This window comes from Ralstonia flatus, from assembly GCF_958439105.1.
Classification (GTDB): domain Bacteria; phylum Pseudomonadota; class Gammaproteobacteria; order Burkholderiales; family Burkholderiaceae; genus Ralstonia; species Ralstonia flatus.
Genome location: NZ_CAUDLI010000005.1, coordinates 328,043 through 350,433, shown reverse-complemented (window position 1 = coordinate 350,433; position 22,391 = coordinate 328,043). Strand labels below are relative to the sequence as shown.

General features: G+C 66.1%; 18 protein-coding genes. 11 read left to right on the top strand and 7 right to left on the bottom strand.

All coding sequences use genetic code 11. The features are described 5' to 3' along the window. Positions 1–97: 97 nt before the first annotated feature. Positions 98–1,021, bottom strand: coding sequence for a LysR family transcriptional regulator (locus tag R2676_RS14450; protein ID WP_316857238.1), 924 nt, complete (start codon positions 1,019–1,021; stop codon positions 98–100). Positions 1,022–1,142: 121 nt separating this feature from the next. On the opposite strand from R2676_RS14450, the gene R2676_RS14445 reads away from it, so the two are divergent. Beyond that, a complete protein-coding gene (locus tag R2676_RS14445; RefSeq protein WP_206272774.1) occupies positions 1,143–2,351 on the top strand; it encodes an FAD-dependent oxidoreductase in 1,209 nt (402 codons plus the stop codon). A 19-nt stretch (positions 2,352–2,370) separates the two neighbouring features. After that, the gene (locus R2676_RS14440) at positions 2,371–2,946 is read left to right on the top strand and encodes a hypothetical protein (RefSeq protein WP_206272776.1); all 576 of its coding nucleotides are present in this window, start codon (positions 2,371–2,373) and stop codon (positions 2,944–2,946) included. On the opposite strand, the gene R2676_RS14435 is transcribed toward R2676_RS14440, so the two are convergent. From R2676_RS14435 to R2676_RS14425, 3 genes are all read right to left on the bottom strand, one after another. Continuing rightward, positions 2,930–3,262 (bottom strand): cupin domain-containing protein, encoded by a 333-nt coding sequence (locus tag R2676_RS14435; protein ID WP_206272778.1) that lies wholly within the window; start codon positions 3,260–3,262, stop codon positions 2,930–2,932. The two genes, R2676_RS14440 and R2676_RS14435, sit on opposite strands and share 17 nt — an antisense overlap. Before the next feature lie 76 nt (positions 3,263–3,338). Next, positions 3,339–4,079, bottom strand: a complete 741-nt coding sequence (locus tag R2676_RS14430) for a response regulator transcription factor (protein WP_206272780.1) — start codon at positions 4,077–4,079, stop codon at positions 3,339–3,341. A 458-nt stretch (positions 4,080–4,537) separates the two neighbouring features. Further along, on the bottom strand, positions 4,538–5,455 hold the full coding sequence (locus tag R2676_RS14425; protein ID WP_027678156.1) for a LysR family transcriptional regulator: 918 nt from the start codon (positions 5,453–5,455) through the stop codon (positions 4,538–4,540). Between the two features lie 149 nt (positions 5,456–5,604). On the opposite strand from R2676_RS14425, the gene R2676_RS14420 reads away from it, so the two are divergent. Next, complete coding sequence (locus R2676_RS14420; RefSeq protein ID WP_206272782.1) at positions 5,605–6,510, top strand: pirin family protein; 906 nt, start codon at positions 5,605–5,607, stop codon at positions 6,508–6,510. A gap of 33 nt (positions 6,511–6,543) precedes the next feature. On the opposite strand, the gene R2676_RS14415 is transcribed toward R2676_RS14420, so the two are convergent. The 3 genes from R2676_RS14415 to R2676_RS14405 form a co-directional block, all read right to left on the bottom strand. Then, positions 6,544–7,578 (bottom strand): serine/threonine protein kinase, encoded by a 1,035-nt coding sequence (locus tag R2676_RS14415; protein ID WP_206272784.1) that lies wholly within the window; start codon positions 7,576–7,578, stop codon positions 6,544–6,546. 5 nt (positions 7,579–7,583) lie between these two features. Beyond that, the gene (locus R2676_RS14410) at positions 7,584–9,263 is read right to left on the bottom strand and encodes a DEAD/DEAH box helicase (protein ID WP_206272786.1); all 1,680 of its coding nucleotides are present in this window, start codon (positions 9,261–9,263) and stop codon (positions 7,584–7,586) included. 131 nt (positions 9,264–9,394) lie between these two features. Then, the gene (locus R2676_RS14405; protein ID WP_063392806.1) at positions 9,395–10,399 is read right to left on the bottom strand and encodes a LysR family transcriptional regulator; all 1,005 of its coding nucleotides are present in this window, start codon (positions 10,397–10,399) and stop codon (positions 9,395–9,397) included. Positions 10,400–10,530: 131 nt separating this feature from the next. Here R2676_RS14405 and R2676_RS14400 point away from each other — a divergent pair, with 131 nt between their 5' ends. The 8 genes from R2676_RS14400 to R2676_RS14365 all read left to right on the top strand — a co-directional run bounded on the left by R2676_RS14400 (position 10,531) and on the right by R2676_RS14365 (position 22,372). Next, positions 10,531–11,838, top strand: coding sequence for an MFS transporter (locus R2676_RS14400; RefSeq protein ID WP_206272787.1), 1,308 nt, complete (start codon positions 10,531–10,533; stop codon positions 11,836–11,838). A 25-nt stretch (positions 11,839–11,863) separates the two neighbouring features. Continuing rightward, a complete protein-coding gene (locus R2676_RS14395; RefSeq protein WP_206272789.1) occupies positions 11,864–12,898 on the top strand; it encodes a histone deacetylase family protein in 1,035 nt (344 codons plus the stop codon). 257 nt (positions 12,899–13,155) lie between these two features. Next, the gene (locus R2676_RS14390; protein ID WP_027678163.1) at positions 13,156–14,220 is read left to right on the top strand and encodes a TetR/AcrR family transcriptional regulator; all 1,065 of its coding nucleotides are present in this window, start codon (positions 13,156–13,158) and stop codon (positions 14,218–14,220) included. Between the two features lie 117 nt (positions 14,221–14,337). Further along, positions 14,338–16,848: an acyl-CoA dehydrogenase gene (locus tag R2676_RS14385; RefSeq protein ID WP_316887263.1), complete on the top strand. Its 2,511-nt coding sequence runs from the start codon at positions 14,338–14,340 to the stop codon at positions 16,846–16,848. A 32-nt stretch (positions 16,849–16,880) separates the two neighbouring features. After that, positions 16,881–18,293 (top strand): 3-oxoacyl-ACP reductase, encoded by a 1,413-nt coding sequence (locus R2676_RS14380; RefSeq protein ID WP_206272793.1) that lies wholly within the window; start codon positions 16,881–16,883, stop codon positions 18,291–18,293. 7 nt (positions 18,294–18,300) lie between these two features. Beyond that, complete coding sequence (locus R2676_RS14375) at positions 18,301–19,221, top strand: MaoC/PaaZ C-terminal domain-containing protein (protein WP_206272795.1); 921 nt, start codon at positions 18,301–18,303, stop codon at positions 19,219–19,221. Between the two features lie 4 nt (positions 19,222–19,225). After that, positions 19,226–20,545 carry an acetyl-CoA C-acetyltransferase gene (locus R2676_RS14370; protein WP_206272797.1) on the top strand — a complete coding sequence of 440 codons (1,320 nt, stop codon included), beginning with the start codon at positions 19,226–19,228 and terminating at the stop codon, positions 20,543–20,545. A gap of 87 nt (positions 20,546–20,632) precedes the next feature. Continuing rightward, positions 20,633–22,372: an AMP-binding protein gene (locus tag R2676_RS14365; protein ID WP_206272799.1), complete on the top strand. Its 1,740-nt coding sequence runs from the start codon at positions 20,633–20,635 to the stop codon at positions 22,370–22,372. The last annotated feature ends 19 nt before the right edge of the window (positions 22,373–22,391 follow it).

The following is a 22,391-nucleotide window of genomic DNA, read 5'->3' as shown; positions in this document are numbered from 1 at the left end:
AACGGCGCTGGCGGGCGAAGGTTGCGGAGGAGTCTAGGTGCCGCGCCGCGGCGGCTTGTGCCGTTTCGGCACAAGGTTGGGCTTTTTGCGATGCGCGTCAGGCGAGATCGGCGCGGACGTTGGCATTGGCGTTTTCGACGGCCCGTTGCCACACCTCGTCAAGCAGCGCGCTCTGGTTGCTGCGCACGCGCATCATGCGGATGTTGACGTGGATGTGCCAGGCGTCGTCGCCGGCGGGGCGCAGTTCACCCGCGTTCAGGTGCGGCCTGGCCAGCCGATACGGCAGCCACGCCATGCCGAATCCACGCAAGGCCATCTCTTCCACCGCTTCGTAAAAATCGGCTTGGAACACCGGCTGCAGATGCGCCTTGCGATCGGCGGCGGCCAGATGGCTGTCCAGCATCTGCCGCAACGTCAACCCCCGCGCAAAGGCCAGCCACGGCAGCGGTGCGGCGGCTGAACCCGGCAGCGTGAAGCGCGGGCGGCCGCGCTTGTCGGGGGCGCTCACCGGCACGAGCGTCTCGCTGCCCAGGAGGCAATGGTCGTACTTGCGCGGATCGAGCAACGCATCGGCCTGCGGGCTGGCGTAGGCGATCAGCAAATCGACGGTGCCATCGGCAAGTGCCAGCACGCCTTCCTGCGTGCCGCCCGTCGTCACGCTGAGCGGAAAGACGCCGCGCTGGCGCGCCAGCGTCTCATACCACCCGGGGACAAACGTGCGCGCCAGCGTGCGCCCCGTGCCGATCTTGAGCGCCACGGGCAATTGCGCCTCCCGCAGCAGCAAGCGCGCATCGTTCAGGCCGTCGACGGCATTGGCCGCTGCATCCAGAAACAGGCGCCCTGCCGCCGTGAGCGTGACCGGGTGCTCGTTGCGCTCGACCAGCGCGGTGCCCACCCATTCTTCCAGCGCCTTGATCCGCCGGCCGAATGCGGGGTGCGTGACGTTGCGGTTCTCGGCGGCGCGGCTGAAGCTGCGCGTCTTGGCCAGTTCCTTGAAGTCTTCCAGCCATTTGATCTGCATGGCGCGTCCGGTCTTGTGGGGTGGGCGGGAGGTCTGCGCATTATCTCCGCAGCCTGCGCGAACAGCCTTAACGTGCGTGCCGTATCGTTATCATCTTGAGCAAACGATCCGCCACGCCTTCATGACCGCACCCCGTCCGCTGTCCATCGGCATTGCCGGCGCCGGTAACGCCGGCCTCGCCGCCGCCATCGCGTTTGCCCGCCAGGGGCACGACGTGCACGTCTTCGAAAAGCACCCGCAGCTGACCGCCATGGGCGCGGGCCTGCTGATCCAGCCGCAGGGCATCCGCGCGCTGGAAGCGCTCGGCGTGGGCCGCGAGCTTGAGGGCATCGGCGCGCCGATCGATCGGCTGATCGGTCTGAGCCATCGCGGCTGGCGTCTGCTCGACATCGACTACGCCGAGACGCCCGGCCGCGCCGTCACGCGGCATGCGCTGTCGTCCATGCTGTACGGCGCCGCCTTGCACGCGGGCGCAGCATTCCACTTTGGTTGCGCGATCCAGCAATTGCTTGGTGATGGCCCGCGCGCGCGGGTCGTGCACACGCAGGGCGAATCCACCTTCGACCTGTTTGTGATTGCCGATGGCGCGGCCTCTGCGCTGCGTGAGCCCGCAGGCCTGGCCGGCCCGTCGAGCACCTACCGATGGGGCACGCTGTGGTTCCAAGGATGGGTGGATGGCTGGAACCCGCGCGTGCTGCAGCAGCGCTTTCGCGGCACGCGCGAGATGATGGGCCTGCTGCCCACCGACGTGGATGGCAGCCGCACGCGCCTGTCGATGTTCTGGAGCCTGCCCAGCGATGCCGTCGACGCCTGGCGCCAGACCGACATCACACAGTGGAAGGCGCATGTGCTCAGCCTGTGGCCGCAAGCCGCGCCCATGGTCGAGCAGATCGGCTCGCACGACGATATGCCTTTCGCCGTCTATCGCCACACATGGCCGCGCGCGTTGGCCAAACCGCCCTACTGCGTCATCGGCGATGCCGCGCATGCCATGAGCCCGCAACTCGGCCTGGGGACCACGCTGGCCGCGCAGGATGCGCTCGCACTGGCGGCCTGCGTGCAAGTCCATGGTGCCGCCGACGGCGCGCTCGCCTACCACGCCCGTCGTCTGCGTACCGTGCAGGCCTACCAGACACTCAGCCGCGCGCTCACGCCATGCTTCCAGGCGCAATACGGCGGTTGGGTGCGCGACGTGGTCTTTGCGACCGGCTTGCGCGTACCCGGTGTCGCATGGCTGATGAAACGCAGCCTGGCAGAACCGCCCGCTCGCGATGCTGCATTCGCTCCGGCTGCGGCTTCCACGGCTGCGAGCGAAAAGCCCCAGGCATGACACCACACCCTCCATCCGCATGAGCCTGTTGCACACCTTCCTTCCTGAGCATCAGTTCAGCGAGCAGCACCACATACGGGTCAATGCATCGCCGGCGCGCGTGCTCGACATGGCGTCGCAACTTGACGTCACGGATTTCGCGGTGGCCCGGCTGTTCCTGCATCTGCGTGGCATCCCGGCGCGCATTGCCGCCGCGCTGGGCAGGCCCAGTGCGCGACGGATCGACGCCGGATTCGGACTACACGATTTCACCGTTCTAGGCAGAAACGGAGATCACGAATTCGCGCTCGGCCTGGTCGGCCGCTTCTGGGAATCGGCCGGCGGGCTCATCCACGTTGAAGCCAGCGCATTTCGCACGTTCTCCGCACCCGATATCGCCAAGCTGGTCATGACGTTCGTCGCTCAGCCCGAGGGTGCCGGCACGCTGCTGACCACGCGCACGTGCGTGCATTGCTCCAGCACCACGGCGCGCCGCCGCTTCACGCCTTACTGGATACTGATCCGCGTGCCCAGCGGGCTGATCCGCCGGATGATGCTGCAGCGGATCAAGCAGCTCGCGGAGTCGGACGACGCTGCGCTTACACGTCCAGAATGACCAGCGTGCCCCCGCTGCCGGCGTCCACGCTGTGCGGCACGCCGGCAGGCACCACGTACAGCTCGCCGCGCGAGACCGTCACCGCTTCGTCGCCGATGCGCAACCGCAGCTGCCCATCGATGACCAGCAGCCCTTCGGCATAGTCGTGCACCTCGCTGGGATACGACGTGCCATCCATGCGCAGCACCTTAAAGTTGCCGCCACCAAACCGCTCCAGCACGCGAGACGACCACGCGCGCGGCAGCGCTTCGGCCTCTGCATTGAGATTGACAAGCGGCACACCGGCCTCGCCCAAAGATTGAGAAGCGCTGAGCATACCAGCCGGTGACCACAAAAAAAGAGCGCTGCCGCGTTCCCACGGTAGCGCTCCTTCTGCACGCCGGTCAGTGCGTTTATAGGTCGTACGACGCGATTTCCATCTCGGACAGGCTTCCCATGTCATCCGCAGGCTTCAGGTGGTCCACCCGATAGCCGTGCTTGTACACCGCCACCAGGCGCACCTCGTTCTCCGGTTCGACATTCAGCTTCATACGGATGCGCGATACATGGCTATCGATCGTGCGGGTGTACTCCGACGAGTCACGGCCCCACACCTGGCCGAAGATGTGGTCTCGCGACAGCGTGCGGCCCACGTTCGAGAACAACATCAGCGCCAGTTGGAACTCGATGCCCGTCAGCGTGACCGGCTCGCCGTGCAGGGTGACCTGCTGGCGCTGGGGGTTGAAGTGATAGGGCCCTACCGCAAATGGCAGGCGTCCATACGGGACGGGATATGCACGGCGCAGCAGCGCATCGACGCGCGCCCGCAGCTCTGCAATGCGGAACGGCTTGGCGATGTAGTCATCGGCGCCGTGCGTGAGCGCGCGCACGAGGCTTTTCTCGCCTTCTTCAGCCGTGACGAACAGCACCGGCAATACATCCTTGTGGCGGCTGCGCACGACGCTCAGCACGTCGATACCGAGCATGCCCGGCGTATGCCAGTCGAGAATCAGCATGTCGTACGACGATCGGCCCAGCATGCGCAGCAAGGTGGCGCCGTCGGTGTAGGTCACCACGTCGTGGCCGGACTGAGACAGGATCTGGACGATGACTTCGCTTTGGAAGGGATCGTCTTCAAGCAAGGCGATACGCATGTTCGGCTCCATGAAAATTCGCACATGCGTCGCGGGTGGGCGCCGGAATTGATGGCGCTTATTCAGGCGCGGGCAGCGCGTTCCGTTGCATGTGTTACGTGGCTGCAATTTTCATGGCGAGGTGTGCTACGAACCATGAGAAGAGTCCTAATTTGTGAAGGCCGTTGAAGCACAGTTGGGACACGCGTTCGTGAAACAGGCAAAAAAAAGCCCGGACAACGAGGTCCGGGCGGCGGTGCTTCCCACAACTGTGTGACGGGATCAGAAACACCCAAGGGTCGCATGTGCCAGACACATCGCAGCGCACCGGGGGGAAGCACTGCAACGCTTACGGGGTGACGTCATGGAGGGTCAGACGTACTAGTCCGGCACACGTGAATCGCATGATGCCGTGCGATACGTGCAACGGGCGCAGTCGTGACAACATTTAACGTGCCCAGCGTCTTTGCCGCGACAATTCAGGTGGGATCGGCGTTTTCCAGCTCTTGCCGAATCGACTCGGTCAGCATGTCGATCAGCAGGCGAACGCGTTTGGGAACGAACCGAGCGGATGGCGTGACGAGGTTGATCGGCTCTCCGCTGGTCGCATAGTCGGGCAGCACGCGCACCAAGCGGGGCAGCGGCGCGTTGGCACGCGCGACGGCACTCGCATACAACGGGAGCGGGCCGATCCCGGCGCCCGACGCTATCAACGTTTCCAGGTAGATCAGGCTATCGGCATTCAGGCGAGCGCGCACGGCCACGGTTTTGAGGCCATCGGGACCGACGAGGCGCCATTGCGTTTCGCCACGGCCGGTGCCGCGAAAATCGAGGCAGCAATGGTCGGCCAGCCCTTGCACGGAGTCGGGCGCACCGCGGCGCTGCAAGTAATCGGGCGAGGCGAACAGGCCGATGCGCAACACGCCCAGCGACCGTGCCACCAGCGAGCTGTCGGCCAAGCGTCCGACGCGGACAGCGAGGTCAAACCCTTCCTGCACGAGATCGACATTGCGCGGCGTCAGCACGACGTCCAGATCGATCTCTGGATACTGCTGCATGAAGCGCGCCGCCACCGGCGCTACCAGCAGACGGCCGACGTCTTCGGAAGACGTGATCCGGACCTTGCCGCGCGGCAGGTCCTGGAGTTCACCAGCGCAGGTCGTGGCGCGTTCAATGTCTTCCAGCGCATGCGACGCCACCTGGTACAGGCTCTGGCCCGCGTCCGTCAGATGGAGCGTGCGCGTGGTGCGCTGTAACAGTCGCACGTTCAAATCCTGTTCAAGTGCGGCAATGCCGCGGCTGACGGACGATTTCGGCAAATCGAGCCGCGTTGCCGCTGCCGTGAAGCTCCCCGCTTCGACCACGCGCACGAACAGCGCCAATTGGTTCAGATCCATGGTTTCCTCCTCTTATCGTGATGCGCGCTGGCCGGAATGGTTATTGTCTCGCCAGGAGCAACATTTTTTCCCACAATAACCGACTAGTGCAAACGAAGCAACTACCCTACATTTGGCGTATGACAAATGCCGAATTTCAGGAGAACAACATGGAAACCCTCGTGCAACCGCAAGTGCAGGCCGTGCAACGTGGCCGCCGCGTGGAACGCATCATCACCGGCCGTCCCACCTCGGACGGCGCGGGCGTGAAGCTCACCCGCGTGCTGACGAACAATCTGCAACGCCGGCTCGATCCGTTCCTGATGCTGGACGCATTCCGCAGTGACGACCCGAACGACTATCTGGCCGGTTTTCCCGACCATCCGCACCGCGGCTTTGAAACGGTGACGTACATGATCGCGGGCCGCATGCGCCACCGCGACAGCGCCGGCCACGAAGGCTTGCTGCAACACGGCGGCGTGCAGTGGATGACGGCCGGCAGCGGCGTCGTGCACTCGGAAATGCCGGAACAGGAAGACGGCGTGATGGAAGGCTTCCAGCTGTGGCTGAACCTGCCCGCCCGCGACAAGATGACGACGCCGTGGTACCGGGACATTCCGTCGAACGAGATCCCCGAGTTCACGACGGAAGACGGCGTGGCCGTGCGCGTGATCGCCGGTGAATCGCACGGTGTGCAAGGCGCGATGACGCGGGAAGCGACACAGCCGCTGTACCTCGACATCACGCTGCCGGCGGGCGCGTCGTTTGCGCAGGTACTGCCGGCCGGACACAACGCATTCGTCTATGTGTTCCGTGGCAGTGCGCTGGTGGGCGACGCCGAAGCGGTCGGCAACGCCGCGCTGCAGCGCGTGGAAGACAAGCAGATGGCCATCCTCGCCAACACGGAGGGCAGCGACGGTGTGGTCATCCGTGCAGACGATGCTGAGGCGCGCGTGCTGCTGGTGGCCGGCAAACCGCTGAACGAGTCGATCGCGCAATACGGCCCGTTCGTGATGAACACGCAGGAAGAAATTTTCCAGGCCGTGCGTGACTTCCAGGCCGGCAAGTTCGCCTAAACCCAAGCCTCAAAGAAAAACCGCCGCTCGGTTTCACCAGAGCGGCGGTTCGTCCAACAGCGCGATCTGCTCGCGCAATTCCAACACCCGGTCCTGCCAGTAGCGTTGCGTGTTGAACCACGGAAACGCAGCAGGAAACGCCGGATCATTCCACCGGCGGGCCAACCACGCGCTGTAGTGCAGCAAGCGCAGCGTGCGCAGCGCTTCCACCAGATACAGCTCGCGCGTGTCGAATTCGCAGAAGTCCTCATAGCCGGCGAGCAGGCTGGCGAGCTGCGATTGCATCGATGCGCGATCCCCCGAGAGCAGCATCCACAGGTCTTGCACGGCGGGGCCAGTGCGGCTGTCGTCAAAGTCGACGAAATGCGGGCCGGCGCTGCGCAGCGGATCGCCCTGCTTGGCGTCGGCCTCTTCGATCCACAGCACGTTCGAGGCGTGGCAATCGCCGTGCAGGCGCAGCAGCGAAACGTCGCCCGCGCGGTCGTAGCAGCGGCGCACGCCGTCGAGTGCGGCGTCGGCCACGCTGCGCCACGCCGGCAACAAATCGGGCGGAATGAAATCGTGTTCGAGCAGCCAGTCGCGCGATTGCACGCCGAACGTGTCGATGTCGAGCGCCGGACGGGCCATGAACGGCCGCTGCGCGCCGACGGCGTGGATGCGGCCAAGAAAGCGGCCCATCCATTCGAGCGTGTCGTCCTGGTCGATGGCGGGCACGCGGCCGGCGCAACGCGGGAAGACCGCGAAGTGCCAGCGTTCGAACGCATGCAGCGTGCGGCCATCGATTTCGAGCGGCGCAATCACGGGGATTTCCGCCGCTGCCAGTTCCGCCGTAAAGGTGTGCTCTTCGACGATCTGCGTGTCGGTCCAGCGGCCGGGGCGGTAGAACTTGGCCACCACCGGCGCGCTGTCTTCCACGCCGACCTGGTACACGCGGTTTTCGTAGCTGTTGAGCGCGAACATGCGGCCGTCCGGCATCAGCCCGACCTCCGCCAGTGCATCCAGGATGCTGTCTGGCGTCAGGCCGTCGTAGGGCGCGTCAGCTGATGCGGGTTGGCCGTCGTCGTGCATGAACGTCAGGCTTTACGACCGCCGAGCAACGCAGCCGCCTTGGCGAACAAACCATTGAACGGCTGCTTGGCCGGCTGTCCCTTGTGGGCCGGCTGCGCGGCTTGCGTGTTCGATGCGCGGCGTTGTTGACCGCCCTGCCCGCCTTGTCCATTGCCATTGCCTTGGGCCTGGCCTTGACCGTTGCCCTGTCGCTGGCCGCGCGCTTGCGATTGGCCGTTGCCGGCACCGTGGCCATTGCGCGGCTTCGGCGCGGCTTGACCGTCGCGCTGGCCTTGCGCCTGGCGCTGGCGGCTGCCGCCACCATTTCGACCCTGGCCTTGGCCTTGATTCTGTGCCTGCCCCTGACCGTTGCCGCTCGACTCGCGACGCGGTTCGCGAGGCTCACGCGGAGCACGCGGCTCGCGCGGGGCAGCGTTGCCGCTGGCCTGGCGTGGCTGCTGGCTGCGGCCACCACCCGGACGGCCACCGCGCGCGTTACCACCACGGCCCGCCGAATTGCGCCCGTTCGGAATCGGCTCCGCCGCGATGGTCGGGTCCGGCTCGAAACCTTCCAGCACGGTACGCGGCAGTTCGCGCTTGATGAGGCGCTCAATGTCGCGCAGCAGGCCATGCTCGTCCACGCAGACCAGCGAGATCGCCTCGCCCTGCGCACCCGCGCGGCCCGTGCGGCCGATACGGTGCACGTAGTCTTCCGGCACGTTCGGCAGGTCGAAGTTCACCACGTGCGGCAGTTGGTCGATGTCGATGCCGCGCGCGGCGATGTCGGTGGCAACCAGCACGCGCAGCGTCCCGGCCTTGAACTCCGTCAGCGCGCGCGTGCGTGCCGATTGGCTCTTGTTACCGTGAATGGCCAGCGCGGGGATGCCGTCGCGGGTGAGCTGCTCGGCCAGGCGGTTCGCGCCGTGCTTGGTGCGCGTGAAGACCAGCACCTGGTGCCAGTCGTTGTCGCGCACAAGCTTGGCGAGCAGTTCGCGCTTGCGCTCGCGGTCGACCGGATAGATGCGTTGCTCGACCGTCTCGGCCGTCGTGTTGCGGCGCGCGACTTCGATCAGCGCCGGCTTGTCGAGCAGACGGTCGGCCAGTTCGCGAATGTCGTCGGAGAACGTTGCCGAGAACAGCAGGTTCTGACGCTTCGGCGGCAGAATGTTGAGGATCTTGCGGATGTCGTGGATGAAGCCCATGTCCAGCATGCGATCGGCTTCGTCCAGCACCAGCAGTTCAATGTGCGACAGGTCGATGGTGCGCTGACCGACGTGGTCGAGCAGGCGGCCCGGCGTGGCCACGACGATATCGACGCCGCGCTTGAGCGCATCGATCTGCGGGTTGATGCCGACGCCGCCGAACATCACCATCGACTTCAGCGGCAGATATTTGCCATAGGCGCGCACGCTTTCTTCCACCTGCGCGGCAAGCTCACGCGTGGGCGTCAGCACCAGCGCACGGATCGGGAAGCGCATGCCCTGCGGCGTCTGCACCTTGTTGGGCTGCGAAGCAGACAGGCGGTGCAGCATCGGCAGCGTGAAACCGGCGGTCTTGCCGGTGCCGGTCTGTGCACCGGCGAGCAGGTCACCGCCCTTGAGGATGGCGGGGATGGCCTGGCGTTGAATCGGAGTGGGTTCTGCGTAGCCGAGTTCGGCCACGGCACGTACCAGCTTGTCTGACAAGCCGAGTTCGGAAAACGACATGGAAAAGCGATTGGACCGGCGTGCCCCGCGCATTCGTTCGTGCGCCAATCGTGGACAAAGCCTGGGTAGGTGACGGGGCGACTGGACCCCGGGGACTGCAAGAAGGGCGCTAGTTTAACAGGTGATGGTGTTTACCCCACCGGTGCCCGCAATGCCGCCAAGGGCGCATTCACCACATCGCCCAACCGTTCCGCCAGCGAATACCGCGCCATATACCGCCGGAAATGCGCCAGGAACGCTTCTTCGGCCGGGGCCAGACGGCGCTCCCTGTGCCACATCAGGTACAGGTCGATGTCGGCGACGCCCTCTTCTGGCGGCAGCCGCCACAAGCGCTGCTGGGCCAAATCGTCCGCCACGATGTGCTCCGGCAGGCAGCCGATCCCATAGCCCGCAAACACGAGCCGCTTGATCTCGTCCAGGCTCGGCGACGTGGCGACGATGCGGCCGGTGAATCCCTGCTGATCGCGAAACACCGCGAGCGGCGACAGCGCATCGCCCAATTGGTCGCTCATGAACGAGACAAAGTTTTCGCCGAGCAAGTCACTGATCGACAAGCCCGTCCGCCCGAACAACCGATGGTGCCGCCCGCAGAACACGGCGTAGCGCTGGCGCAGGAACAGTTGCCGCTCCAGCTTTTCGCTCGGCGTGCGGCACAGGCTGAGCCCAATGCCGGCGCGCTTTTGGGCGAGGGCATCGAGGATGTCCGTGCTGCGCATGACTTCCACCTGCAGATCCACGCGCGGGTGATGTCGGTGAAACGCCGCCAGGCATTCGTCGTACACGCCCGATTGGATGCGGCTGACGGTCAGCAGATGCAGCACGCCGCTCACATCGTCTTGCGGTTCGCCAAGCTCCGAGCCGAGCCGCGCGACATTGCCATAGACGTCGGTGGCGATGCGCAATACGTCTTCGCCGACGCGCGTGAGGCGAAAGTGCGAGCCACGCCGCTCGATGAGCGTGTGGCCAAGCTGATCTTCGAGCCGCCGCAGCGCGAGGCTGACCGCCGGCTGCGTGATGTGCAGCCGCACCGCCGCACGGCTGATGCTGCGCTCGTGGACGATGGTGAGAAAGGTGCGCAGCAGGTTCCAGTCAAGCCTGTCGCTGACGAGGGCGGGATCAAGAGCGGACGGGTCCATGGCGGGGAATATGAGTCCAACTTATACAAACAATAAGTATTCAGAATTTGACTAATACCCGTCAACCGGCAATAAACACGCATCGTCGCCTTGAAGCGGCGGGCTAAAAAAAACCTGTGAGGAGCTACACCATGCAACCGTCTCAACCTGGCGGGCGCCAGCCTGCGCGTGCGGCCACCGCCGCCTTTGTCGGCACCATGATCGAGTGGTACGACTTCTACATCTACGCCACCGCCGCTGCGCTCGTGTTCGGGCCGCTCTTCTTTCCGGGTGGCGATCCGTTCCTCAGCACGCTCGCTTCGTTCGGCACGTTTGCCGTCGGCTTTTTCGCGCGGCCGCTGGGCGGCATCGTGTTCGGCCACTGGGGCGACCGCATCGGCCGGAAGAAGGCGCTGATGATCACGCTCACGATGATGGGCCTGGCGACGATCGGCATCGGCCTGCTGCCGACGTATGCCACCGCCGGTGCGCTTGCGCCCGTGCTGCTGGTGCTGCTGCGTGTGGTGCAGGGCGTTGCGGTCGGCGGCGAATGGGGCGGCGCGGTGCTGATGGCAGGCGAACACGCGCCCAAGGGCCGTCGCACGTTCTTCGCGTCGTTCGCGCAACTCGGCAGCCCGGCTGGCTTGATTCTCTCGTTGCTGGCCTTCCGCCTCGTCACGTCGATGGAGAAAGACGCATTCATGGACTGGGGCTGGCGTCTGCCGTTCCTTGCCAGTGCGGTGCTGCTGCTCGTGGGCGTGGCGATTCGCCTGGGTGTGAACGAGTCGCCCGAGTTTGCGCAGGTGCAGGCGCAGCGCAAGACGGCCAAGCTGCCGATCGCAGAAGTCTGGCGCACGGCGCGCGTGCCGGTGCTGCTGTGCATTGGCGCCAACACCATCGGCATTGCGGGCGTGTACTTCACCAACACGTTCATGATCGCCTACACGACGCAGTACCTGTCGCTGTCGAAAACGCTGATTCTCGATTGCCTCTTCGTGGTGGCGTTCATCCAGTTTCTCGCACAGCCGCTGGCGGCATGGCTGGCGGAGAAGCTTGGCGGCGCGCGCTTCCTCAAGCTGATGGCGTTGATGGCGATGGCATCGCCCTACCCGATGTTCCTGCTGGTGCAGACGCGCCAGGCTCCGCTGATGGTGCTGGGGATTGCCCTGGCCGTGGTCTGCATGGCGAGCTTCTATTCGGTGATTGCGGGCTTCGTGTCGGGCGTGTTCGAGACGCGCGTGCGGTACTCGGCGATCTCGCTGTCATACCAGGTCTGCGGCGCGGTGGCGGGCGGGCTCACGCCGCTGGTCGGCACCATCCTCGCGCAGCGCTTCCATGGCGAATGGTGGCCGCTGGCGGTGTTCTACACGCTGCTCGCCGGTATCTCGCTGCTGTGTATCGCGGCCATCGATGGGCGCCAGCGCGGTCGCGCAACGGCCGGCGACACCGTCGGCGCATAACGGTTTTCCCCACCCTGTTTCACCCATGCTGACGTTCTTTCATCCTGAACAGCTTCTGCACCATCCGCAGAGCTACTACTCGCGCGGCAAGATGCGCACGCCGCAGGAAGTGCCCGAGCGCGCGCTGAATTTGCTGCAGGCGGCGCGCGATCTCGGCTTCACCATTGCGCGGCCCGAAGACCACGGCATTGCGCCACTCACCGCCGTGCACGGCGAGCCCTATCTGCGCTTCCTGCAGGACGCCCATGCCGAGTGGCAACGCCTGCCCGAAGACTGGGGCGACGAGGTCATGTCCAACATCTTCGTGCGCGAGCCGAATGCGCTGCGCGGCGTGCTGGCCCAGGCCGCGCGCTATCTGGCAGACGGCAGCTGCCCCGTCGGCGAGAACACATGGCGATCGGCGTATTGGTCGGCGCAAAGCGCGGCGGCCGGCGCCCTGGCCATCCTCAATGGCGAGCGCATGGCCTACGCGCTGTGCCGCCCGCCCGGCCATCACGCGCGCCGCGAGGCAGCGGGCGGCTTCTGCTACCTGAACAACGCCGCCGTGGCCGCGCAGGCGCTGCGGAGCAAATTCAAGCGCGTCGCCATCCTCGATACCGACATGCATCACGGTCAGGGCATCCAGGAGATTTTCTACGACCGTGCCGACGTGCTGTACGTCTCCATTCATGGCGATCCGACCAACTTCTATCCGGTGGTTGCCGGCTTTGACGACGAGCGCGGCACGGGCGACGGCCTCGGGCTGAATGTGAACCTGCCGATGCCGCACCGCTCGCCCGAATCGGTGTTCTTCGACAAGCTCGGCGATGCGATTGCCGCACTCGAAAGGTTTCAGCCCGACGCGCTAGTGCTGTCGCTCGGCTTCGACATCTATCGCGAAGATCCGCAATCGCAGGTGGACGTTTCGACGCAGGGCTTCGGCCGACTTGGCCAAGCCGTCGGCGCGATCGGCCTGCCGACGCTGGTCGTCCAGGAAGGCGGCTATCACCTCCCCACCCTTGCACAAAACGCTGCCGCATTCTTCGGCGGCCTGAAGACGCCCCATCAGCCGGCAGGCTGACTCCGCCCCCCGGCGCAAACCTCCCTTCAGGCTGGGGGATGTTTGCGCCCACTCACCTCTGAGCCCCGGCGTTTTATACGCTGCCGGGGCAACCTCCTCGTCTCTAGAGTCGTTGCTCGAATTGGGCACTTGGCGTTTTCAAACGTCTGTTCCTAACATGCCCGGGCAACCCCATACACATGTTTGAATCGTACGTTCGAGCGCTGCACCGCAGCAATCGCGCCCGATATCAGGCCTAAAAAAACGAGGTAGGAGACATGGGACGTCCTGGAGCAGGAGACACCAAGGGCCGCATTCTGGAAGCCACCGAACTGCTGTTCATCGAGTTCGGCTACGAGGCGATGTCGTTGCGGCAGATCACGGCGCGCGCCAAGGTCAATCTGGCAGCGGTCAACTATCACTTCGGCAGCAAGGAAGCGTTGATGCAGTCGGTGCTGGGCCGGCGGCTCGACCCGCTCAACACGCGCCGGCTGGCGCTGCTGACCGCGTGCGAAGAACGCTGGACGAAGGAACAGCTGACCTGCGACCACGTGCTCGGCGCGCTGTTTGTGCCGGCGCTGCAGATGGCGCGCAACCCCGACACCGGCGGCCCCGCGTTCCTGCGGTTGATGGGGCGCGTGTATTCCGACACCTCGCCGTTTGTGCAGAACTATCTGCTCGGCCACTACGCGCTGGTGTTCGATCGCTTCTTCGAAGCCTTCTCGCGTGCGCTGCCGCACCTGCCGCGCGCTGAACTCGGCTGGCGCCTGCACTTTGCGCTCAAGGCGCTGGCCGGCGTGCTGGCCGGCGACGACCTCAACAACCTGCTGCCGCTGTTCACGCAGGGCAAGACGATGAACGATGCCTCGCTGCTGGCGCGCCTGACGGCGCTGGTGGTGGCCACGCTCAACGCCCCGCTGCCCGGCGAGGCCGGCGCGCTCGACCAGGTGGTCGAACTGGCCGAAGCACAGGTGCCCACACCCGTGGCCGTGGCGGACGACGCGCCCAGCGGCAACGACAGCGGCCACGGCGGCTCGGGTCGCCACGCCGGGCACGGCAACGGCCGCAGCACCGAACGCAGCGCGACGCCTGCCACGGCCTCGCCCTTTGCCGGTGACCTGTTCGGCCGCACGCCGGGTTCTCGCGCAAGCGCAGACGATGCCGCGGACGACCACGACGACCTCAGCGCCGACGAGCACGACGATCACCACGGCGCCGACAGCGATAGCGACGGCCCCGCGCCGTCTGCGCGCACCCGGGCATTGGCCATTCGCCGGAGCAACGCAGCACGCGCCATCTTCCCGGCCAACCCGATGCGCCCCTGGCGCAGCCCCAGCGCCTGACAACGCAGGCGCCGCGCGGCGCTCCCGTGTGCAGGCACGGGAGTCGCTCCGGCATTCGGCAGTTGCCGCCGCATGTTCGAGACATCCGGCACATCAACGCATCGAATGGAGACCCTCATGACGACGATCTGGATCGTCCTGCTTTGCATCGGCGGGCTCGCCCTCGCCAGCATGGAAGCCTCGGCATTCGCCTGGCTCGTCGCAACCGCTGTGTGGCTTGTGGCCGGTGCCTGGCTCGGCCTTGTTGGGCCGGTGATGACCACGGTGCTTGCCATCGTCTTTGTGCTGCCCGCGCTGGTGCTGGCGCTCAAGCCGCTGCGCCGGGCGATCATCACGCGCCCCGTGCTAGCGATGTTCCGCAAGATCATGCCGGAGATGTCGCAAACGGAGCGCGACGCCATTGAAGCGGGCACGGTCTGGTGGGATGCGGAGCTGTTCTCAGGGCGGCCGAACTGGTCGCGGCTGCTGTCTTCGCCGCCGCCGCGGCTGTCGGCGGAAGAGCAATCCTTCCTCGACGTCGAAACCGAAAAACTCTGCGACCTTGCCAACGATTGGGAAAGCACGCAGATCTGGCAAGACCTGTCGCCCGAGGCTTGGGACTATGCGAAGCGCGCCGGCTTCCTGGGCATGATCATCCCGAAGGAATACGGCGGCAAAGGGTTCTCGGCATACGCGCATTCGCAGGTGATCATGAAGCTGTCGACGCGCTGCTCTGCGGCGGCCGTGTCGGTCATGGTGCCCAACTCGCTCGGGCCCGCCGAGCTGCTGCTGCACTACGGCACCGAAGCGCAGAAAAACCATTACCTGCCGCGCCTCGCACGCGGTGAAGAAATCCCCTGCTTCGCGCTGACCAACGCGTATGCCGGCTCCGATGCTGCTGCCATTCCCGATGTGGGCGTGGTCTGCCGCGGCATGCACGAAGGCCGCGAGACGCTCGGCTTTCGCGTGACATGGAGCAAGCGCTACATCACGCTCGGCCCCATCGCCACGGTGTTGGGGCTGGCCTTCCGCGCAGTCGATCCGGACGGCTTGCTCGGCGGCGACAAGGAGCCCGGCATTACCTGCGCGCTCATCCCGACGAAGCATCCGGGCGTGAACATCGGACGCCGCCATTGGCCGCTCAACGCGGTGTTCCAGAACGGCCCGAACTCCGGCAAGGACGTGTTCATCCCCATCGACTGGGTGATCGGCGGCCAGGCGCAGGTCGGCCGCGGCTGGCGCATGCTGATGGAGTGCCTTGCAGCCGGCCGCGCGATTTCGCTGCCCTCATCCAACGTGGGCATGGCCAAACTGGCCGTGCGCAGCACCGGCGCCTATGCCGCCGTGCGACGCCAGTTCCGTACGCCCATCGGCAAGTTCGAAGGGATCCAGGAAGCGCTGGGCCGCATGGGCGGCAACCTGTACATGATGGATGCGGCGCGGCGTTTGTCTGCGCTGGCCGTGGACCTGGGCGAGAAACCTTCGGTCATCTCGGCCATTGCCAAGTACCACGTCACCGAACGTGCGCGCGACGTGGTCACCGACGCGATGGACATCGTCGGCGGAAAGGGCATCTGCATGGGCCCGAACAACTTCCTGGCGCGCGCGTATCAGCAGGTGCCGATCGCCATCACGGTGGAAAGCGCGAACATCATGACGCGCTGCCTGATCATCTTCGGGCAGGGCGTGATCCGCTGCCATCCGTATGTGCTGCGCGAGATGACGGCCGCGCAAGGCACCGATTCACCCGAGACGCTGCGCGCGTTCGACGCGGCACTGTTCGGCCACGGCGCGTTCATCGCGGGCAACCTCGTGCGCGCCTTCCTGCATGCGCTCACGGGCGGGCGCGTGGCAAGCGCGCCGGGCAATGCCGCTCCGGAAATGCAGCGCTATTACCGCGCCGTGAATCGCTTCTCGACAGCGCTGGCACTGCTGTCGGATGTGTCGATGTTCACGCTGGGCGGCACGCTCAAGCGCCGCGAAAGCATCACCGGGCGGCTGGGCGACATCCTCTCGCAGATGTATCTGATTTCGTCCACGCTCAAACGCTTTGAAGATGAAGGCCGCCCTGCAGAGGACGCGCCGCTCGTGCATTGGTCCGTGCAGGACGCGCTGGTGAAGGCGCACGATGCGCTCGACGGCGTGCTGGCCAACTTCCCGAACGCGGGCATCGCGGCGCTGCTGCGCGCGCTGATCTTCCCGTTCGGTACGCCGTATCGCAAGCCGTCCGATGCGCTGGCCGCGCAGGTGGCCGAGCTGATGCAGACACCGGGCGCCGTGCGCGATCGCCTGCTGGCCGACTCGTACTGCCCGACGCCCGAGGTCGACCCGATCGCCTATGGCGAAGCGGCCTTCCGCCTGCAGCCGGCTGTGGATGCAATCGAGCAACGCTTGAAACCGGCCATCCGCGCAGGCAAGCTGCCGCCCGTGCCGCAAAGCCTGCCCGACTTCGAAGCCTGGACAGCGCAAGCCGTGGCACAAAACCTCATCGACGAAAGCGAACGCAAGCAGCTGTGCGATTACGCACGCTACGGCGAACACGCGGTCGCCGTGGATGACTTCCCGCCCGACTTCAACCTGATGGCCGACCTGCAGCGCCGCAAGGATGCGCTCGATGCCCTGCAGGCCGCCGAGCGCCGCGCAGCCTGAAGGTCCGGGCCTGACCAACGACAACAACAACGATGCAAGACAAGTACCTCGATTTCGTCGGCTCCGGTTTCGGCAAGTGGCTGTCGGCCAACCTCGGCCTGCCGCAGCCGGTGCCGTTGCGCCGTTATGTGCCCGGCGAACCGGAATTTGTCGGGCCGTTCCTGGTGGGCGCGGCGCCGGGCGGCTCCATGCGCGAAACGCTCGCCGCGCTGTTTGCCGAGACCGGCGTCCCCACGCGCTTTCATGAAAGCGATCCGGAATGGCTTGGCGCCGCCAACCGGCACGGGCAGATCACGGGCCGCTTTGTCGCCCCCACTGGCAAAGAAGGCGAAGCGTTTGATCGCATTGGCGGCATCGTCTTCGACGCAACGGGCATTGCGACGGTCGACGGCCTCGATGCGCTGTATCACGTGTTCCACGATGGCGTCCGGGCCATCGGCCGTTGTGGGCGCGTGGTCGTGATCGGCCGCCCGCCGGAGGGCTGCAAGACACCCGAGGCCGCGATCGCGCAGCGCGCGCTTGAAGGGCTGACGCGATCGCTCGGCAAGGAAGTCCGGCGCGGCTGCACGGCGCAGCTCGTCTACGTGGCCGAGGGTGCGGAAAACGTAGCGGCATCAACGCTGCGCTTTCTGTTGTCGGCACGCTCGGCGTATGTCTCGGGGCAGGTGGTGCGCGTGCATCGGGCGCCCGCGGTTTCGGTGGACTGGCAGAAGCCGCTGGCCGGGCGCACCGCGCTGGTGACCGGCGCGTCGCGCGGCATCGGCGCGGCCATTGCGCACGTGCTGGCGCGTGACGGTGCGCGCGTGCTGTGCCTGGATGTGCCCGCCGCGCAGGAAGCGCTGAACGCGGTCGCGCAGGATATCGGCGGTGAGGCCATGGCCTACGACATTGCCGCGCTTGAGACGCCCGCTTTGCTCGCGCAGCAACTTGCTGCCTTGGGCGGCATCGACATCCTCGTGCACAACGCCGGCATCACGCGCGACAAGACCATCGCCCGCATGACCGAACCCGCGTGGCGCAGCGTGCTCGATATCAACCTCGCCGCGCAGTTGCGCATCAACGACGCGCTGCTTGCCGCCAATGCGCTGCTTGCGGGGGGCGCCATCGTGTGCGTGTCGTCCATCAGCGGCATTGCGGGCAACCTCGGGCAGACCAACTACGCGACGTCCAAGGCCGGCGTGATCGGGCTCGTGCAGGCAGGCGCGCCGCTGCTGGCCGAGCGCGGCATCACCCTCAACGCTGTTGCGCCGGGCTTTATCGAGACGCAGATGACCGCGGCCGTGCCGTTTGCCATCCGCGAAGCCGGCCGCCGGATGAATGCGATGAGCCAGGGCGGCCAGCCCGTCGACGTGGCCGAGACGATCGCCTGGTTCGCCAACCCCGCGTCGAATGGCCTGACGGGCAACATCGTGCGCGTATGCGGACAAAGCCTGCTCGGAGCCTGAGACGACCATGCGCACGTTGGCCCTGTCCTGTCCGATGACCGCAACCCAGACGCTGGTGACCGAGCCGCCATCGCCGGGGACGCTGGCCTGGCGCGCGCTGCTGTCGCAACGCAAAGGCAGGCGCGGGGGCCCGCTGCCGCGCCACACCCTGGTGCGGCAGGAAGTGCCGCTCGACGCCGAACACATCGCCAAGTACGCGGCGGTGTGCGGATTCTCGGCTGCGCATGGCGTACCGATGACGTATCCGCACCTGCTCGGCTTTCCGCTGCAGCTCATGCTGATGACGGAATCGGCGTTTCCCTATCCGGTGATCGGCCTGGTGCATCTGTGCAACACGATCCGCCAGCACCAACGCTTGCAGGCCGGCGAGCGCGTGCGTGTGGAAGTGCGCCCGCGCCGGCTGTTCCAGCATGCACGCGGACAGGCGTTCGCCATCGAAACCGCGATCGTCAAGGCCGGCGCGGTGGTGTGGGAATCGCTGTCGACCTATCTGCGCGTGGGCGTGCCGTCTCCGCAAGGCGCACCGTTGATCGCGCTGCCCGGTGCGCACAACTTGTCGCCCGACGGCCAATGGGATGTGCCCGCCGATACCGGCCGACGCTACGCCGGCGTGTCGGGCGACTGGAACCCCATCCACGTATCTGCCATCGGCGCGAAGCTGTTCGGCTTTGCGCATCCCATCGCCCACGGCATGTGGACGAAGGCGCGTGCGTTGGCCGCGCTGCTGCCCGCCGCACCGCTCACGCAAGGCGAAGTGGTGGCCGAATTCAAGACGCCGCTGTCGCTGCCGGGGGCGGCAACGCTGTGGCAGGCCCACGAGGCCGCGCCCGGCCGCGCATTTGAAGTGCGCAACGCCGCGGGCGACAAACCCTATCTGCGCGGCATGCTGACGTTGCCGCAGGCACAACAAGAAAACTCGGGAGATTGAATCCATGCTCGTCAACGCGCAGCTGCGCCGCGTCGCCATCCTCGGCGGTAACCGCATTCCGTTTGCCCGCTCGAACACGGCCTACGCCACGGCGTCGAACCAGCAGATGCTGACCGCCGCGCTGCAGGGCCTCATCGACCGCTTCAACCTGCACGGCCAGCGCCTGGACGAAGTCGTGGCCGGCGCGGTCATCAAGCATGCGCGCGATTTCAACCTGACGCGGGAGACGGTGCTCTCCACCACGCTGGCCAAGCAGACGCCCGCTTACGACATCCAGCAGGCCTGCGGCACGGGGCTGGAGGCCGCCATCCTTGTCGCCAACAAGATCGCGCTCGGGCAGATCGACGTGGGCATTGCCGGCGGCACGGACACCACCTCCGATGCGCCCGTCGGCCTGAACGAGAAGATGCGCAAGATCCTGCTGGAGGCCAACCGGGCCAAATCCACCGGCGCGCGTGTCAAGGCGCTGGCCGGGCTGCGGCCGTCGATGTTCGTGCGCCCGCTCCTGCCGCGCAACAGCGAACCGCGCACCGGCCTGTCGATGGGCGAACACTGCGAGCTGATGGCCAAGCGTTGGGGCATCCGCCGCGAAGATCAGGACGCGCTGGCCCTGCGCAGCCACCACAACCTCACGGCCGCCTACGCGCGCGGCTTCTTCACCGATCTGATGACCGCGCACCTGGGGCTCGATCGCGACAACAACCTGCGCAGCAACCTGACCCTCGAGCAACTGGCGAAGCTGCAGCCGGTCTTTGATCGCAGCGCGGCCGGCACCATGACGGCCGGCAACTCCACGCCGCTCACGGATGGCGCATCGTGCGTGCTGCTCGCGAGCGAGGACTGGGCCCGCGCGCACAACCTGCCCGTGCTCGCCTACATGACCTGCGCGGATACGGCTGCCGTCGATTTCTTCAGCGGCACGCCCGAGCAAAACGAAGGGCTGCTGATGGCGCCGGCCTATGCCGTCTCGCGCATGCTGCAACGCGCGGGGCTCACGCTGCAGGACTTCGACTACTACGAGATCCACGAAGCCTTTGCCGCACAAGTCCTGTGCACGCTAGCGGCGTGGGAGTCGCCAGAATACTGCCGTGAAAAGCTCGGCCGCAGCGCCCCCATGGGCAGCATCGACCGCAGCAAGCTGAACGTGAATGGCAGCTCGCTGGGCACGGGCCATCCGTTTGCCGCCACCGGCGGGCGCATTGTCGCGACGCTGGCCAAGATGCTGGCGCAACGCGGCAGCGGACGCGGTCTGGTGTCGATCTGCGCGGCAGGCGGCCAAGGCGTGGTCGCCATCCTGGAGCGCCCCGAAAACATGTCGCACTGAACCGACGGGCCTACGGGAACGGCCCGCTCATCCAACCCGCGCGGCACATAACAAAACCACGCCGCGTCTTTCATGGACGGAGACACCATGAACACCGTTGCCGACCGCAGCAATCTGACCGATCGCATCTGGCTGAAGTCGTACCCCGAAGGCGTGCCCGCCGAAATCAACCCCGACCGCTATCACTCGCTGGTCGAGGTGTTTCGCGAATCGGTGGAGAAGTACCGCACCCGCGTCGCCTACGTGAGTGTCGGCACCGAAATGACGTACGGCGAGTGCGAGCGCCAGGCCAAGCAGTTTGCGGCGTGGCTGCAGTCGCGCGGCGTGAAGAAGGGCGACCGTGTGGCGATCATGCTGCCCAACAGCCTGCAGTACCCCGTGTGCCTGTTCGGCACGCTGCTGGCCGGCGCCATCGTCGTCAACGTCAACCCGCTGTACACGGTGCCGGAGCTGGCCCATCAGTTGCGCGATTCCGGCGCACAAACGATCGTCGTGCTGGAGAACTTCGCGCGCACGCTGGAGCAGGCTTTGCCCGGCAGCCAGGTGCGCAACATCGTCATCACCGGCATCGGCGACCTGATGGGCGGTGCGCTCAACCTCAAGGGCCGCGCGCTGAACTTCGTGATGCGCCACGTGCAGAAGCAGGTGCCGCCGTACAAGTTGCCCTCGCCGGTGTGGCTGCGCGATGCGCTGGCCGCCGGAGGCTCACGCGCGCTGCAACCGGTACAGCTGACGCCGGAAGACATCGCCTTCCTCCAATACACCGGCGGCACCACGGGCGTGGCCAAGGGCGCAATGCTCACGCACCGCAACATCATCGCCAACCTGCTGCAGGCCGAGGAGTGGTCGAAGAGCATGCTCAACGGCGGCGTGGAAACCAACGTCACGCTGCTGCCGCTGTATCACATCTTCTCGCTCACGGTGAACCTGCTGATGTTCATGACGCTGGGCGGGCGCAATATCCTGATTGCCAATCCGCGCGATACCAAGCGCGTGATCTTCATCCTGCGCAACGAGCGTTTTTCGGGCATTGCCGGCGTCAACACGCTGTTCAACGCGCTGCTGGAAGATCCGGACTTCGCCAAGCGCGATTTCTCGGCCATGAAGATCACCATCGGTGGCGGCATGGCGGTGCAGCGTGCGATTGCGCAGCGCTGGAAAGAAGTCACGGGCCACACCATCGTCGAAGGCTACGGGCTGACGGAATGCTCACCTGTCGTGTCGATGAACCCGCCGCACGTGACCGAATTCAGCGGCACGATCGGGCTGCCCGCGCCGTCCACCGAGGTGCGCTTCAAGCGCGACGACGGCACCATCGCGCCGCTGGGCGAACCCGGCGAGCTGCAGGTGCGTGGGCCGCAGGTCATGCGCGGCTACTGGCAGCGGCCCGATGAAACCGCCAAATCCATCGACGCCGAAGGGTGGTTCTCCACCGGCGATATCGGGGTGATGGACGCCAACGGCTACATCCGCCTGATCGACCGCAAGAAAGACATGATCCTGGTCTCGGGTTTCAACGTGTACCCGAACGAGATCGAAGACGTGGTGGCCCTGCATCCTGAGGTGCTGGAGGTGGCGGCCATTGGCGTGCCCGATCCGGTGGCCGGCGAGCGCGTGAAGATCATCGTGGTACCGCGCACCGGCGCCTTGACAGAGGCCGCGCTGCTCGAACACTGCCGCGCTCATCTGACCGGCTACAAGATGCCGCGCATCGTCGAGTTCCGCCACGAAGAGCTGCCCAAGTCGACGGTGGGCAAGATCCTGCGCCGCGAACTGCGCGACGCCGACCCCGACATCAAGCGCGCCCGCGCGCAAGCGCAGCAATAACGCCAACACCGGAGACCCG